Source organism: Sorangium sp. So ce302, from assembly GCF_051530145.1.
GTDB classification, from domain to species: domain Bacteria; phylum Myxococcota_A; class Polyangia; order Polyangiales; family Polyangiaceae; genus Sorangium; species Sorangium cellulosum_B.
The window spans coordinates 11,223,920-11,239,506 of sequence record NZ_CP150326.1; the positions used below are offsets into that span (position 1 = coordinate 11,223,920).

At 70.6% G+C, this 15,587-nt stretch carries 11 protein-coding genes; 2 read left to right on the plus strand and 9 right to left on the minus strand.

Annotated features, from left to right (window positions below; all coding sequences use genetic code 11):
* Nucleotides 1–3 precede the first annotated feature (3 nt).
* From WME73_RS42480 to WME73_RS42515, 8 genes are all read right to left on the minus strand, one after another.
* Nucleotides 4–2,268: a complex I subunit 4 family protein gene (locus tag WME73_RS42480; RefSeq protein WP_437913315.1), complete on the minus strand. Its 2,265-nt coding sequence runs from the start codon at nt 2,266–2,268 to the stop codon at nt 4–6.
* 7 nt (nt 2,269–2,275) lie between these two features.
* Complete coding sequence (locus tag WME73_RS42485; RefSeq protein WP_437741970.1) at nt 2,276–4,867, minus strand: NADH-quinone oxidoreductase subunit L; 2,592 nt, start codon at nt 4,865–4,867, stop codon at nt 2,276–2,278.
* Nucleotides 4,868–5,074: 207 nt separating this feature from the next.
* On the minus strand, nt 5,075–5,842 hold the full coding sequence (yihA, locus tag WME73_RS42490) for a ribosome biogenesis GTP-binding protein YihA/YsxC (protein ID WP_437913316.1): 768 nt from the start codon (nt 5,840–5,842) through the stop codon (nt 5,075–5,077).
* Nucleotides 5,839–6,177: a gamma-butyrobetaine hydroxylase-like domain-containing protein gene (locus WME73_RS42495; RefSeq protein ID WP_437741972.1), complete on the minus strand. Its 339-nt coding sequence runs from the start codon at nt 6,175–6,177 to the stop codon at nt 5,839–5,841. Before WME73_RS42495 ends, yihA begins: the two co-directional genes overlap by 4 nt.
* Before the next feature lie 209 nt (nt 6,178–6,386).
* On the minus strand, nt 6,387–7,406 hold the full coding sequence (locus tag WME73_RS42500) for a Gfo/Idh/MocA family protein (RefSeq protein WP_437913317.1): 1,020 nt from the start codon (nt 7,404–7,406) through the stop codon (nt 6,387–6,389).
* Complete coding sequence (locus WME73_RS42505; protein WP_437741974.1) at nt 7,403–7,804, minus strand: hypothetical protein; 402 nt, start codon at nt 7,802–7,804, stop codon at nt 7,403–7,405. Before WME73_RS42505 ends, WME73_RS42500 begins: the two co-directional genes overlap by 4 nt.
* Nucleotides 7,805–7,859: 55 nt before the next feature.
* Nucleotides 7,860–8,813 (minus strand): acetyl-CoA carboxylase carboxyltransferase subunit alpha, encoded by a 954-nt coding sequence (locus WME73_RS42510; protein WP_437741975.1) that lies wholly within the window; start codon nt 8,811–8,813, stop codon nt 7,860–7,862.
* A gap of 122 nt (nt 8,814–8,935) precedes the next feature.
* Nucleotides 8,936–10,819, minus strand: coding sequence for an adenylate/guanylate cyclase domain-containing protein (locus WME73_RS42515; RefSeq protein ID WP_437295481.1), 1,884 nt, complete (start codon nt 10,817–10,819; stop codon nt 8,936–8,938).
* Between the two features lie 269 nt (nt 10,820–11,088).
* On the opposite strand from WME73_RS42515, the gene glpK reads away from it, so the two are divergent.
* Together glpK and WME73_RS42525 are read left to right on the plus strand one after the other, a co-directional pair.
* Entirely contained in the window at nt 11,089–12,600 is a 1,512-nt protein-coding gene (gene glpK, locus WME73_RS42520; RefSeq protein WP_437913318.1) for a glycerol kinase GlpK, read from the plus strand.
* Between the two features lie 276 nt (nt 12,601–12,876).
* Entirely contained in the window at nt 12,877–13,662 is a 786-nt protein-coding gene (locus WME73_RS42525) for a UPF0158 family protein (RefSeq protein WP_437741977.1), read from the plus strand.
* 96 nt (nt 13,663–13,758) lie between these two features.
* Here WME73_RS42525 and WME73_RS42530 read toward each other — a convergent pair whose 3' ends face one another.
* On the minus strand, nt 13,759–15,213 hold the full coding sequence (locus tag WME73_RS42530; RefSeq protein WP_437741978.1) for a carbohydrate porin: 1,455 nt from the start codon (nt 15,211–15,213) through the stop codon (nt 13,759–13,761).
* Nucleotides 15,214–15,587 lie beyond the last annotated feature (374 nt).

Here is a 15,587-nt window from a genome sequence, read left to right on the forward strand (position 1 = left end):
GGCTTACCTGGCGCTGGCGAGGGCGCCCTGGCCCGGCGAGGCGCCCTCCTCCGGGGCGCCCGCGCGGGCGTACGCGGCGCCGCCCACGCTGTCTGCGCTTGGCGCGCCGGCGATCTGGGACTGCCCCGGCCTGTCGACGAGGCGGTGCACGTCGAGGGCCCCGCGATCGATGAGGCTGAGCAGCGGGCGCGGCCAGAAGCCGAGGACGAGGACCAGCGCCGCGAGCGGCGCGATCGACGCGAGCTCTCGCCCGCTGATCTCGGGGAACTTCCCGCCGAACGGCTCGAGGTACTTGCTCTGCCGCCACGACGCGCGGAACGTGCCGAGGAACATCCGCTGGAGGGCCCAGAGGTGGTAGGCCGCGGTGATGATGACGCCGACGGCGGCGAGGATCGTGAGGGCGCGGTAGCGCGGGAAGGCGCCGATGAACGTCATCGCCTCCCCCCAGAAGCCGGACAGGCCGGGCAGGCCGAGCGACGCCATGAACGCGAAGCCGACGAGCGCGGTGTAGAGCGGCATCTCCGAGGCGAGGCCGCCGAACCTGTCGATGTCGCGCGTGTGCACGCGGTCGTAGACCACGCCGACCAGGGTGAAGAGCATCCCGGTGATCAGGCCGTGGTTGAACATCTGGACGAGGCAGGCCTGGATGCCCTGCGGCGTCATCGCGCCGAGCGCCAGCAGCGTGAAGCCCATGTGGCTGACGGAGGAGTAGGCCACCAGCTTCTTCAGGTCGCTCTGCGCCATGGCGCAGAAGGCGCCATAGAGGATGTTGACCACCCCGAACACCGCCATGGCCGGCGCGGCCCACTGCGTCGCCTCGGGCAGCAGGGTGAAGTTGATGCGGAGGATGCCGTAGGTGCCCATCTTGAGGAGCACCCCCGCGAGGATCACGCTGATCGCGGTCGGCGCCTCCACGTGGGCGTCCGGCAGCCAGGTGTGGAACGGGAACATCGGGATCTTGATGGCGAACCCGACGAAGAGCCAGATCCAGACCACCTTCACCGCGGCGACGCCGAGGATCGTGAGCCCCTGCGCCGCCCACGCGACCCGCGAGAGCTCCGGGATCGAGAAGATGCGCTCGGTGGCCTGGCCGTCGACCAGGTAGGTATGGCCGGCGTTCAGGTAGAACCAGATGAACGCGAGCAGCATGAAGACGCTGCCGGCCAGCGTGTAGAGGAAGAACTTGATCGCCGCGTACTCGCGCCGCGGTCCGCCCCAGATGCCGATGAGGAAGTACATCGGCAGGAGCATCACCTCCCAGAAGACGAAGAAGAGGAACAGGTCGAGCGCGATGAAGACCCCGAACATCCCCGTGACGAGGAGGTTGTACATCGCGAAGTAGCCCTTGAGCTGGTCGTGGACGCTGTAGCTCGCGAGGGCGCCCACGAACGAGATCAGCGCCGTGAGCAGGACCATCGAGATCGACACGCCGTCGACGCCGACGAAGTACTCGACGTTCAGCGAGCGGATCCACACGCCGTGCTCGATGAACTGGTAGCCGTCGTTCCCGTCGGCCCTGGTGAAGCCCCGATCGAACTGCGCGTAGAGCCACGCCGCGAGCACGAGGTTCACGCCCATCAGCACGACGGTCATCAGCCGGAGCTTCCTGTCGTCCTGGTAACGCAAGAGGTGCGCGAGGAAGACCGCGACCACGCCGAGCAGCGGCAGGAACGTCAGGATCGAGAGGATGTGGTCGCCGACGAAGCCAAGGCTGCTCCCGCGCTCCGCGTGGATGCCCATCGCGACGGTCCGCGCTACACCCAGCACGCCGGCCGCGCCGGCCGCCACCGCGTCGGACTCGACGACGACGTGCCCGTAGAGCTCCCGCGCGCGCACGCCCGCGGTCTTCCACTGGACCACGACCTTCCGGCTCGCGCCCGGCGGGAGGGTCGCCGAGGTGCCGCCGCCCTCGAGCTCCACGCTGACGCCCGGCGGGACGCGCGGGTCCTCGGGGGACGTCCGCACGATCACCCGCGTCACCTTCAAGGGGCCGTCGCCCTGGTTCTCGATCGTGAACGAGCCGACGTGATCCGGCCCGCTCGCGGCGAGCTCGACCGGCGCGCCGGGCGGCTCCGCGCGCAGCGCGATCTGGCCGCGCGGCCCGGGCGCCCTCGGCGCATCGAGCGCCTGCGCCAGCGCCGGCGGCGCGGCCCCGAGCACGACGGAGAGCGCGACCAGGAGGGGGATCAGGAGCTTCATCGAGGTGGACCTGGCCGATCTCGCGAGGGCGAATCCACGGCGCATGCTGACGAGGGAGAGGTTCGACATCGGCCGTTCACCGCAGGAAGTAATGAACGATGCTGAACAAGGCGACGCCGCCCAGGAGGAAATAGACGTAGCTCTGGATGCGCCCGGTCTGCAGAGAGCGGAGCTTCGCCCCGGCGCTCAGCGTGCCCTCGGCGACGAGGTTCACGACGCCGTCGACGAGGTACCGATCGATGGCGCCCGTGACCCAGGCGGCGGCCCGGGCCAGGACCGCGACCCCGTTGACGATGCCGTCGACGATCCAGCGGTCCATCTCGGCGAAGAAGAGGCGCAGCGAGAGGGCGGCGCGCACCACCGTCGCGTCGTAGATCTCGTCGACGTAGTACTTGTTCGAGAGGAGCTGGAAGCCCGGGAGCCGCCGCTCTTCCTCGGCCCAGCGCGCGGAGCGACGCGCGCCGTAGCGGGCGCGCGCGAGCGAGAAGGCGGCGACCGCGCCGCCGACGGAGAGCGCCATGAGCGCGAGCTCGAGCCCCAGCCCGTGGCGCCGGAACGAGACCTCCGCGTGAGCGAACACCGGATGGAGCCACGCCTCCAGCAGGGGCTCGCCGTGGCCGCCGACGAAGTGGCTGGAGAAGCCGAACACCGCGCCCGCGCACGCCGACAGGACCGCCAGCACCGCGAGCACCCAGGTGATCGCCGGCGGCGACTCGTGGACCTGGGTCTCGATCTCCTTGCGGGCGTGGGGTCCCTCGAACGTCAGGAAGTAGCTCCGCCACATGTAGAACGACGTGCCGAGCGCCGCCGCGAGGCCCATCCCGTAGAGGAGCAGCCCCGGGATCGGGCCGGTGTTCTCGGTGCCGAACGCCTTCCAGAGGATCTCGTCCTTGGACCAGAAGCCTGCGAAGAACGGGATGGGCGCGGCGGTGATGGCGAGGCACGCCGCCTGGTACGTCCGCGCCGTGAGCGGCATGACGCGGCGGAGGCCGCCCATGTTGCGCATGTCCTGGGCCGCGGCCTCGTCGTGCTCCACCGCGTGCATCCCGTGGATCACCGAGCCGGAGCCGAGGAACAGGCACGCCTTGAAGAAGGCGTGCGTCATCAGGTGGAACACGGCGGCCCAGTACGCCCCGACGCCGACCCCGATGAACATGAAGCCGAGCTGGCTCACCGTGCTGTAGGCGAGCACCTTCTTGATGTCGTACTGGAAGAAGCCGATCGTCGCCGCGAGGAGCGCCGTCGAGGCCCCGATCAGCGCGATGACGCCGCCTGCGACCGGGCTCAGCGAGAACAGAAAGCTGAGGCGCGCGACCATGTAGACGCCGGCCGTGACCATGGTGGCGGCGTGGATCAGCGCGGAGACGGGGGTCGGGCCGGCCATCGCGTCCGGCAGCCAGACGTGGAGCGGGATCTGGGCGCTCTTGCCGGCGGCGCCGACGAAGAGGAAGAGGCAAGCCAGCGTGATCAGCGCGACGCCGCCCCACACCGTCTTCGACTCGAGGGCATCCTTGAGGAACGCCTTGCCGCTCGCGTCCTTGATGACGAGCTGATCGTGGATCTCGCGGAACGTGACCGTCGAGCCCACGGTCGCCACCACGATCTCCTTGCCCGGCTCGACGCGCATCCGCTCGATCGCGGCGATCTCGACGCCGTCGCCCCCGATCACGGCGCCGTCGCCCGGCACGATCACCACCGAGTGCGCCCCGGCGTCGATCTCCTTGCGGATGAAGGGGGACACGCCGAACGGCCGCGGGCTCGAGGCGAGCTGAGCGGCGTCGGCGATACCGAGGTACACGCGCGCGCCGGGATGACCGGTGAAGGTGAGGTATCCCTTCGCCCCGGCGAGCGGCTTCGCCCTGCGCTCGCCCGCCTTGCCCCCGGCGCCGTCCTGCGCCCTGGCGGAGGCGCCGTGATCGCCGCGCGCCTCCGCGGCCACCGCGATGAAGCGCGCGCGGTAATCGGAGAGGAACCGGCCGTCGTCGAGCCACCTGGCGCCGAGGCCCCAGAAGAGGAGCGCCAGGCCGCACACGAAGCCCCAGTCGCCGATCCGGTTCACGACGAAGGCCTTCATGCCGGCGGAGGCCTTCTTGTAGTCGCTGTACCAGAACCCGATGAGCAGATAGCTGCAGAGGCCGACGCCCTCCCAGCCGAAGAACATCACGATGAAGTTGTCCCCGAGGACGAGGAGCAACATCGAGAAGACGAAGAGGTTCAGGTAGGTAAAGAATCGCCAGTACGCCGGCTCTGCCTCCATGTACGAGGCGGCGTAAACATGGATGAGCGTGCCGACGCCGGTGATGATCAGCGTCATGAGGCAGCTCAGCGGATCCATCACGAACGCGAAGTTCGCGTCGAGCGATCCGATGCGGACCATCTGCCAGGCGAAGCTGTAGAGCGCGCGTTCCCCCGGAGCGAGCCCGACGAGCTGGACGAAGCTCGCGAGCCCGAGAGCGAAGGCGCCCAGCATGGCGCCCACGGCGACGAGCGTGACGCCGAAGCTCCCGATGTGGAGCCGCCTCGACACGTCGCGACCGAACGCGCTCCGCTGCAACGCGCGGCCGAACAGCGCGTTGATCACCGCGCCGAGCATCGGCAGGAGCGGAATCCACCAGAGTGGCGTCAGCGCCGTGTGGACGTGCGTGACCTGGCCGGAGTAGTCGGGCATCGTTGGGGCAGCCGGTGAGAACATGGGCCGGCACGCGCGTCTTGCTCTGCAACGACCCCGCGACGTGTCAGTCGGCTCTGGTGACTCCCCCGCGGAACCGGAGGAGCCGCACGTTAATGGAGGGTCACAGGGCGGGTCAATACTTCCATCGGCCCTGTTCCGCGGCGAGACGCGCTGTTTCTGCGCGTATCTCGCACCTCTGCGAGGTCAGCCGTCGGTCGTCCGCTGGTCATCGTCCTCGCGCGCGGTGCCGCCGCTCGATGACGGCGCCGCGCCGCCGAGCTGCGTCACGCGCCGGATCGCGAGCCAGAGATCCCGCCTGCCCTCGCCGGTGATCGACGAGAAGCCGATCGCGCGGCGGAGAGCGCCGCCCGCCATGCGCGGGGCCGCCGCGGACAGCTGGTCCAGCGCGCGCCGGACCGACGAGCGCTGCACCTTGTCGACCTTCGTCGCGACGAGCAGCAGCTCCACCGGCCGTCGCGCGACGTCGCGGGACGCCTCGATGAAGCGGATGAGCTCGAGATCGTCCTCCTCGAGGCCCCGCCGCGCATCGACCAGGAGCAGCACCGCGGCGAGCGTGACGCGCCCGCGCAGGTACCCCTCGATCAGCGACGCCCACGCCGCTTTCTCGGACTTCGAGCGCCGGGTGAAGCCGTACCCCGGCAGATCCACGAGCTGGAACACCGCGCCGTCGCGGGCCCGCGCCTCGTAGAGGTTGATCTGCCGCGTCGAGCCGGGGTTCGAGCTCGTCCGGACGAGCCCTTTGCGCTCGACGAGCGTGTTGATGAGGCTCGACTTGCCGACGTTCGAGCGCCCGGCGAACGCCACCTCCGCGCTGACGGGCGGAGGGAGCGACGCGAGCGAGCCCGCGCCGGCGACGAAGGACGAGTCGACGATCTGGAACGGATCGAGCTGCCGCTCGGCGCGTGCCGTCGGAGCAGCTTGAGGCTTGGGGGCGCGGCGGGAGGTGGTCACTTCGAGCGGGGCGGCTGGAACTGTGGCTTGCACTCGTCGCACTGGCAGAGCGAGCGCAGGTACCGGAAGGTGTAGATGCCCGAGTCGTGCCGATCGCCCCACGTGAACTGGAGCGCGTAGTTGCCGACCTGCTCGATCTCGCGGACGTTCAGGTCGCCGCCGGGCACGAAGTTGATCGTGCCGCCGTGCCCCTGGCAGTTCGCGCACGGGCAGTACCCGCGCAGGAGCTCGTGCGGAAGGACGCTGCGGTGGCCGTCGGCCCAGTGGATCTCCATCACCCGCGCGCCGTGCGGCGCCTTGACCTGAGTGGGAGTCAGCTTCGGATCCTGCGGCATCGTGCCCTTCCAGGCGACGGCAGTACCACGCCGATCCGGCGCTGCAAAGCGCCGCGGCGCGTCCACCGGGCGCCGCTCCGCTTTTCTCGGATCCCGCGGTGTCTCCGAGGTTTCCAGGGCTCCGTCAGGGCTCGACCGCCCCGGCGCTCTCCGCGCCCTCCCGGGCGCCTCGGGCTAGCCGGAGCGGGAGCGGACCGCGGCTGCGCACGTCACCCTGCGGCGACCACCCGCGCACCGACGGGGGCGAGCGTCGCCTCGACGCGCTCGAGGATCCGCACGACCGCGGCGCCCTCGTCGAGCGGCGTCAGCGGCGGCGCGCGGTCCTCGACGCAGCGGAGGAAGTGCTCGATCTCCACGGAGAGCGGCTCGCGCCACGGCACCTCGAGCTCGCGCCCGGCCGGCGCGAGCTCGAGGTGCGCGGCGCGCTCGCTGGACGGCGCGCCCGCCGCGGCGCCGCGCGCGTCCAGGAACACGATGCGGTCGGGCGCGCGCACGTCGTCGAAGACCGCGACGCCCACGCTGCCGACGAGCCGCAGCCGCCGCTCCTTCGTCGGGCTCGACGAGCAGAGCTCGATCCGCGCCGCGAGGCCGCTCTCGAGGCGCGCCTCGAGCGTGACGAGCTCGCCGCACGGCGCGAGGTGGGCTCGCGCCTCGGCGAGCGGGCTCGAGTCGAGCGCCGAGAGCAACGAGAGATCATGCGGCCCGAGCGTCCAGAGCGCCGATCGGGCCCCGCCGCCGGCGCCGGCGGCGCCGACGCTCATCGACAGGCGCGCCGCGCTGAAGCTCACGAGATCGCCGAGGCGCCGCTCGCGCGCGAGCGCGACGAGGTGCACCACGGAGGGGTGGTAGCGGAGCAGGTGGCCGACCATGCCGATCCGGCCGAGCGCCGCAGCGCGGGAAGCGCAGCGATCGGCCTGCGCAGCGGAGAGGGCCAGCGGCTTCTCCACGAAGACGTCGGCGCCGGCCTCGAGGGCCCGCAGCGCGAGCTCGGCGTGGCTCGCCGCGGGGGTCGCGACGATCACGGCGTCCACGCGCGCGGCCAGCGCCTCGTCGATCGTGCGCACGAGCCGCGCGCGCGGGGCGAGCGCGCGCGCCCGCGAGAGGCGGCCGCGGTCGACGTCCGCCACGGCGACCACGCGCGCCCGCGCGTTCTCCGACAGCGCGCGGAGGAGCTTCTCCCCCCACCGCCCGCAGCCCACCAGCGCGACCCGGACGTTCGCGGCGCTCACGGCGCCCCCGGCGCCGCGGCGGACTCGGCCGGCCGGAGCGTGAGCTCGCCGAGGATCGCCTCGCCCTCGGCGTTGCCCGGGTGGATCGAGGGCCCGTTGATGTCGACGAGGAAGTCGTACCGCGCGCGCGCCTCGCCCTCGATCGTCGCGCGCACGCGGACGTGCTGGAAGCAGGCCGACTCGGTGGTGGCGCTCCAGGCGGGCGCCTTTCCCGGGTGCCGCGCGCCGATCGCCTCCGGCACGCTCCGGCCGCCCTCGGGGCGGTACTGCTGCACGATGCCGAGCGCCGCCCTGCGGTCCGAGGCGTTGAACCTCGATTGCGTCCAGAGGACCGCGCCGCCGGCGGCGGCGCTGGTGCCCACGAGCAGCAGCATCCGCATCGCCTTGCCGTAGTCCATCCGCGAGCCGTATAGCCCCGGCGCTCGAGGAGAGCCAGCCGGGGCGGCGCGCCGCCTAACCCACGAACGACCCGAGCCCGCGGAACCTGCGGTACCGATCGTCGACGATCTCCTCCGGCCCGAGCCCGTCCATCGACGTGAGCGTCGCCCAGAGCGCCTTGTCGAGCCGCACCGCGGCGTCGTCGTGATCCTGGTGCGCGCCGCCGGTCGGCTCCTCGACGATCGTGTCCACGACGCCGAGCTGCAGCAGATCCGGCGCGGTGATCTTGAGCCGGGCCGCGGCCTCGTCGGCGCGGGAGCCGTCCTTCCAGAGGATGGCCGCGCAGCCTTCCGGCGAGATGACCGAGTAGCAGCTGAACTCGAGCACCAGCACCCGGTTGGCGACGCCGAGCGCCAGCGCGCCGCCCGAGCCCCCCTCGCCGATGACGGTCGCCACGATCGGCACCCCGACCCGCGCCATCGCGGCGAGCGCGGCGCCGATCGCCTCGCTCTGGCCGCGCTCCTCGGCGCCGATGCCCGGGTAGGCGCCCATCGTGTCGATGAACGTCAGGATCGGCAGCCCGAACCTGTCGGCCATCTCGTAGAGCCGGATGGCCTTCCGGTAGCCCTCCGGGTGCGGCATCCCGAAGTTGCGCTTCACGTTCTCCTTGGCGCCGCGCCCCTTCTGGTGGCCCACCACCACCACGCTCCGCCCGTGGTACGTCGCGAGCCCGCCGACGATGGAGCAGTCGTCGGCGAAGCGCCGATCGCCCTTCAGCTCGACCCAGTCGGTGAACAGCCGCTTGATGTAATCGAGCGTGTACGGCCGGTTCGCGTGGCGCGAGAGCAGCACCTTCTGCATCGGCGTGAGGCCCGCGAAGATCTCGCGCGCCAGCCGGCCCGTGTTGTCCTCGAGCTGGGCGAGCTCCGGCTCGAACCGCGGGTCCGCCGCGGCGAGCGCGCGCAGCTCCCGCACCTTCTCGATGAGCTCTGCGACAGGTTTCTCAAAGGGTAGGATCGAAGCAGCCACGGCCCGGACCCTAACGCTGCAGCGGGCGGACGGCTACGGCGCTGTGCTGCCGCGCTGCATCGTCCACGGGATGACGCGCGCGCACGCCCCGGCCGATCGGCCGAGGCGCCGCGTCACCTCGGTCATTCGGGGAGGGCGTTGGTCGGCTCGGCGTGGATGAAGGCGTTCGCCGGGACCTGCGACATCGGCCGGCTCCGGATGACGTTGTAGATCGTGACCGGCTTGTCCTTGCCCTTCACCTTGGCCGGCTGGAGCTCCTCGGTCTCGAACCTTCCCCCGAGCTGCGCGTACGTGCTCTCGCTGATGACGATCTGTCCGGCCAGCGCGATGGAGCAGAGCCGCGCCGACGTGTTCGCCACGTCGCCGATCACCGTGTAGCTGAGCGCCTTCGAGCTCCCGATGTACCCGGCGACGAGCGGGCCGGTGTGGATCCCGATGCCGACCGCGAGCGGAAGCTCGCCCTTCTCGAGCCGCTCGCGGTTGAACTCGCCGAGCACCTCGCCCATCTTCAGGGCGCACTCCACGCTGCGGACCGCATCGTCCCGGTGGGCGACCGGCGCGCCCCAGAGCGCCATGATCCCGTCGCCCATGAACTTGTCGAGCGTGCCTTCGAACTGGAAGATGGTGTCGACCATCCGCTCGAAGTACAGGTTCAGCATCTCGACGAGCTCCTCGGGCCGCTTGCTCTCGGCCATGCGCGTGAAGCCGCGGATGTCGCTGTTGAAGACGGTGCACTCCTCGACGTGCTGGCCGCCCTGCTTCACGGCGAGCTGGCCGCTCAGCACGCGCTCGGCGATGTTCGGCGAGAGCAGCCGGCGCAGCTGCTCGCGCGTGACGATCTCGTTCTCGATCTTCTTCCCGAGGATGTTGATCTCGATGAACATCGCCGCCTGGTAGGCGATGGCCGTCACCAGCTCGAGGTCCTTGGGCTGGAACTGCGCGAGCGTCTCCGAGTCGAGCCAGAGCACGCCGAGCACCTCGCTGTTGTGCTGCAGCGGGGCGACGATCGCCGAGCTGATCCGGTTCAAGATCATGCTCTTGCCCTTCGACGCCGCGAAGTCCATCGCCGCGTCGTGCGTCAGCACCGCGGCCCGCTCGTGGACGACGTGGTTCAGGATCGTCGACGACACGCTGATCGGGGCCGTCGTCCCGTCGCGCCGCTGCATGGCCTGCGGGGTGAGCTCGCCGTTCTCGTTGCGCAGGAAGATCACCCCGCGGTCGGCGCGGATGAACTTGAACACGCTCGTGAGGATCTTCTCGAGCAGCTTCGTCGTGTCGCGCTCGGCGGCGATCTCGCGGGACAGCTCGTGCGACAGGCGCAGCCGCTCGTAGTCGGCGCGCAGCTGGTTCATGTCGTTGGCGATCCGATCGAACGCCAGGAACCCCTTGTCGACCGCGGCGATCTGCGTCCCGATCTGCCGGGCCTGATCGTTCACGTCGATGCGGGTGCCCTGCGCGACGAACGAGCCTCCGTGCGCCCCCGAGCGCCCCGGCAGCGGCGCGGTCCCGCCCGGCCCGGCGCCCAGCGGCGGCGGCGGCACGTACGGCTGCCGCGTCACCGGCGGCGCCACCGGCGTGCCCGGGAGCGGCGGCTGTGGCGGCTGGCGCTGGTACTGCGGCTGCTGCGGCGGATACCCGTGGCCCGGCGGCTGCGCCGGCGCCGCGCCTTGGTGGTTGACCACGGGCGGCCAGCCCGGGACGAGGGGCGGCGCGACCGGGGCGGCCGGATCGTCGAAGCGGCCACGCGTGGACCCCAGGGCGATCTCGTCCCCGTGCTTCAGCGGCGCTTCGCCCCGGACACGCTCGCTGTTGATGAACGTGCCGTTCAGGCTCCCCAGATCGCGCAGGACGAAGTGATCGCCCCGCTGCTCGATGATGCAGTGCTCCTTGGAGACGATCTTGTCGAGCAACTGGATGGAGTTGTTCGGGTGGCGCCCCAGCGAGTTCACGGGTCGCAGATCGATCGCCTGCTGGCCCTCGGCGGTCTGCAGGATGAGGCGGGCCATCGGTTCTGGCAGATTACCCAGCCGGGCACGGACCGACAATCTTTCCGGCCGAAGTCCAGCGCCGGCCGCGGGAGGCGACCGTGCCGGGCCGCGCAAAATGCGCCTTCGGCCCGCTGGAAACACCTGCGCCGAGCCCGACCGCCCGGGGCGGCTGTCGTCGGCTGTCGCATGGATACCTGACCGGATGATTAGCTTACCGGGCCCTGCATCTCAGGGAGGCGTCGCCTGGAACGGCTATGCGCCCACATGCCGCCGCGTTAGTCGGCCGCATGGATTCCGCGTACCTCCTCGCGATCGATCAGGGCACCACCGGAACGACGTCTCTCCTCATGGACACGTCGGGGGCGACGCTGGGCCGCGCGACGCGCGAATTTCGCCAGCACTTCCCGGAGCCGGGCCTCGTCGAGCACGACCCGGAGGAGATCTGGCAGAGCGTTCAGGATGCCGTGGGCGAGACGCTCAGGACGGCGGGCGTGGCCGGCAGCGCGATCAAGGCCATCGGCATCACGAACCAGCGCGAGACGACGCTCGTCTGGGAGCGCGCGACCGGGCGCCCGATCCACCGCGCGATCGTGTGGCAGGACCGCCGCACGGCGGCGCGCTGCGCCGAGCTCCGCGCCGCGGGCCACGAGCAGGCGGTCGAGGAGACCACCGGCCTCGTGCTCGATCCGTACTTCAGCGGCACGAAGCTCGCGTGGCTCCTGGACAACGTGCCCGGCGCGCGCGCGCGCGCCGAGCGCGGCGAGCTCTGCTTCGGCACCATCGACAGCTTCCTCGTCTGGAGGCTCTCGGGCGACGCGGCCGGCGGCTCGCCGGTGCACGCGACCGACGTCACCAACGCGTCGCGCACCCTGCTCATGGGCCTCGCGTCGCTGCGCTGGGACGACGCGATGCTCGCGATGCTCCAGATCCCGCGCTCGCTCTTGCCGCAGATCGTGGGCTCGGCGGGCCGCATCGCGGCGACTCGCGGCTTCCCGCACCTGCCCGACGGCATCCCGATCGCCGGCATCGCGGGCGACCAGCAGGCGGCCCTCTTCGGCCAGGCCTGCTTCGCGACGGGCGACGCGAAGTGCACCTATGGCACCGGCGCGTTCGTGCTGGCCAACATCGGCGATCGCCCGCTCAGGAGCCGCTTCGGCCTGCTCACCTCCGTCGGGTGGAAGATCGGCTCCGAGGTGGTCTTTGCGCTCGAGGGAAGCGCCTTTATCGCCGGTGCGGCGGTGCAGTGGCTCCGCGACGGCCTGGGCCTCATCAAGAGCGCGGCGGAGATCGAGGCGCTCGCCCGCAGCGTGCCCTCGAGCGAGGGCGTCACGTTCGTCCCGGCGCTCTCGGGCCTCGGCGCGCCCTACTGGGATCCGGACGCTCGCGGGATCATCTCCGGGGTGACGCGCGGCACGACCGCGGCGCACCTCGCCCGCGCGACGCTCGAGGGAATCGCGCTCTCCGTGACGGATCTCGTGCGGGCCATGGCCGACGACCTGGGCCACCCGCTGCGCCGGATGCGCGTGGACGGCGGCGCTGCCGCGAACGACCTGCTCATGCAGTTCCAGGCGGACGTGGCGAACGTCGCTATCGAGCGCCCCACCGACCTGGAGACGACGGCGCGAGGCGCGGCAATGCTCGCCGGGGTCGGCGCCGGCCTCTTCCTCACGAAGGAGGACGCGGCCCGCATGTCCCGTGTGGGGCAGAGCTTCCAGGTCGAGATGAGCGAGGCGGCTCGAGCCGCCCACCTCCACCGCTGGGCCGACGCCGTCGCCCGCACGCGCTCGAAGCGCAGCTGAGCACTCGCCGATTCCCCTGAATTTCCACGCTGTTTTCCGCTTGAACCAGGTCTTCCGAAGCTCTCTCCCGAGCCGTCATCGCGCCGCGGCTCGGCGGCCGAACGGGCTTCCGGATCAAGGAATCAACCCTAGGTTGCGAGAGTTAGGCCCAGAAGCCCCCAACCAGCGTAGAGTGCTATGACGACGGCGCATTTCCGTTCAAACTTGGTGCACTTGAACCGAGGCGCGCGGCCAGCCCACCGCCGCCTCGCTGCTTTCGATGGAGACGAGGAGGACATGCCGACTACCGAGAATGCTTCAGCCGGCGGGACGGCCGTTCGCGACATCCCGATCGACTGGGAGGCGCTGGAGGACGCCTTCGAGAACAACGCCCCAGAGGTGCACTCGTACCTGCACCTCGGCACGGGCGACGTGCTGCGGGTGGTCGACGGCGTGGCGGATCCGCAGATGCACGCGCGCATCGCGGCAGACGCGAACTACCTCCGGATCGATCCCGTGAGCTCGCGCGAGCAGTACCGGTGGATGGAGCGCTACATCCCGATGGTGGAAGACATGGATCTCCAGGCGAAGCTCAGCCAGGCGATCGATGGCAAGGGCGCGTTCCGTCGCTTCAAGGATGTGTTGATGTCCTACGGTCCGGAGCGGGAGCGCTGGTTCGCGTTCCGTAGCGAGCGGCTGCGGATCTTCATGGAGGCGTGGTTGAGCGCCCACGCGCTGAACCCGGTCCCTCGCCCGCTCTGGGTGCCGGAGGTGCCGTCTCGTCCGGAGCCGGTCGTCCCGGCGGTCCCTGCGGTGGAGCCGCCGGCGCGCGAGCGCGAGGAGACGCGAGAGCCCCGCCGCGGCAAGAGCGTGGAGAGCCTGCGCAAGAACCTCCGCGACATCGCCGAGGCGCTCGGTCCGCGGGATCTCGACACGCTGACGGCGTTCGCGGAGTTCCTGAAGGCGCGCCGCGCGGCGCGCTCGTTCGCGCACCACTACCACGAGGCCCAGGGGCCGGTAGACGACGACGCCGGGCCTGCTTCGCAGGAGATCGCGAGCGAGTCGCGCAGCGACACGGCGTGAGGGCGCGCCGCCGGCGCCGCGATCGCGGCGCCGGGGCGCTGGCCTGAGGGTGGGTGAGGGAACGGAAGGGAGCGGCGGCTTCGAGCGCCGAGCGGTCTAGAAGTACCAGTCGGTGCGCGCGCCGATGTACTGGCCGAGCTTCGAGCCGACGCCCGGACCGGCGCCCGTCCTCTGCAGGTAGCCGGACATCGCCTGATCCCTCGCCGCGTCGTTGTAGATCGCCAGCGAGTAGATGAGCTTGAAGTGCGGCCGCGCGCCGGCGCTCAGCTCGCCGGTCGGCACGAGGGTCGGGACGACCGACACCTTGACCGCGGTGCCCAGCTCGCCGTCGCCGTCCTTACGGCCCTGGAACGAGGCCTCGACGACGGGGTGGAAGTTCTTGTGCGCGAAGATCGTGGCGTTCGCCTGGACCGAGAAGTCCATCTGCTTCTCGAGGGCCGTGGGGGGCGCGGCGCCCTCGGCCTCGTACGCCGCCTTCGTGTAGTGGAAGGTGGCGAGACCTTCCAGGGCGGCGGCGTCGCCGAGCCGGAAGCCGAGGTGCTCGACCGCCTCGATGGCGAAGGAGCCCGCGAAGGTGCCCTCGTCGTTCGCGGTGCCCCAGGTCTGGTACGTCTTCGCGCCGCCGGCGGCGCCGTTGGCGATGCCGGTGCCGAAGCGCACCGCCGTGTCGCTGAAGTTGCCCTGGCCGAGGCCGAGGTGCAGCTTCGCGCCGATGACGCCGCCGAAGTCCGCCGGCGCGTTGTCGGGCACCGCGTAGCCCTCGCCCAGCTTCGCGGCCGGCAGGACATGGAACTCGCCGTGGACCTTGACGTGGTGCTTGGCCTCGCCGCCGAACTCCGCCTTGTAGTTGCCGGCGAAGATGGTGCGGAAGCGCTCGAGGCCCCCGCCCGGCGCGTCCCCGTTCACGTCGACGTTGTAGGGGGGGGTGGTGGCTCCAAAGCCCCGATACCCGAGGATCGCGAGCTGCAGGCCGCCGTACTTGATACCGCCGCCCTGGCCGCTGAGATCGTCGAGGTAGAAGTAGTCGCCGATGGGCGCGTACTGCTCGCGGAAGAACTTCGCGCCGCCCCAGACGCTGAGGCCCGGGACGAGGAAGTTGCCGGCCTCGATGTACGCCTGGTTGAACTGCACCGTGATCGACTGGCCGCCGTTCGAGGACGGCTGCATGAACGGCCCGCCGTACTGGTTCCAGATGGCGAACGTCATCTCGGACTTCACGTAGAAGTCATCCGGCGTCGCGCCCTTCACCACGTGCGCGACGAACGACGGCTCGGAGTAATCGCCCTCTTCGTAGCGGCCGCCGATGCCGAACCCGAGCAGGTTCAGGGACGCGCCCTGGACGTTCTGCCCGTAGACCGGGGACCACGCCATGCCGAGGCGTGAGTACCAGTGCCACTCAAAATTCTCGCTCCCCACCGCGTGAGCCGACCGCGGCGCCGCCGTGAGGCAAAGGGCGGAGACGGAAAGCAGCCCGAGGGCTCGGACAGCGGCGCGCCGACCCGCGATTCGCTTGCTGGGGACCGACGACCTGTCTCTCATAAGTGATGTCATCGAACGACGCTCCTATCCATTCTCTGGGAGTGTGCTTGGGGTGATGGGAGGTGATTCGGCCAGATGGCCAAGCGCGGCAGAGGTAGTGGCCTGTCAAGAGAATCTAAGTTGACTCTGTGGGAAAGAGCCACCCGCTGCCACACATGCGGGGCCCGCGGGGGGCACAGTTAACAGGAACGTTCTGTTCATGTCAAAGGTCTCCGAACACCCTTCGGCAGTTTGTCATCTTCTGCGGCGCGTTATTATTAAGTAATCGAAATCACTTGGTTAAGCAGGACCCGCTCTCTTCCTCGGGCCAGGAACGGGGGCCTAGAATGACGCGTCGCACCAAAAACAGGCTCGCGCTGGCTCTCGCGCTGCCTGAAGTGTTGCCA

Bases quoted from the DNA above. Each gene is read 5' to 3' on its own strand.
- WME73_RS42525 (WP_437741977.1), top strand. From the start codon at position 12,877: ATGCCGACTACCGAGAATGCTTCAGCCGGCGGGACGGCCGTTCGCGAC.
- WME73_RS42505 (WP_437741974.1), bottom strand. From the start codon at position 7,804: ATGGACTACGGCAAGGCGATGCGGATGCTGCTGCTCGTGGGCACCAGC.
- WME73_RS42515 (WP_437295481.1), bottom strand. From the start codon at position 10,819: ATGGCCCGCCTCATCCTGCAGACCGCCGAGGGCCAGCAGGCGATCGAT.
- WME73_RS42480 (WP_437913315.1), bottom strand. From the start codon at position 2,268: ATGTCGAACCTCTCCCTCGTCAGCATGCGCCGTGGATTCGCCCTCGCG.
- glpK (WP_437913318.1), top strand. From the start codon at position 11,089: ATGGATTCCGCGTACCTCCTCGCGATCGATCAGGGCACCACCGGAACG.
- WME73_RS42530 (WP_437741978.1), bottom strand. From the start codon at position 15,213: ATGACATCACTTATGAGAGACAGGTCGTCGGTCCCCAGCAAGCGAATC.
- WME73_RS42485 (WP_437741970.1), bottom strand. From the start codon at position 4,867: ATGCCCGACTACTCCGGCCAGGTCACGCACGTCCACACGGCGCTGACG.
- WME73_RS42495 (WP_437741972.1), bottom strand. From the start codon at position 6,177: ATGCCGCAGGATCCGAAGCTGACTCCCACTCAGGTCAAGGCGCCGCAC.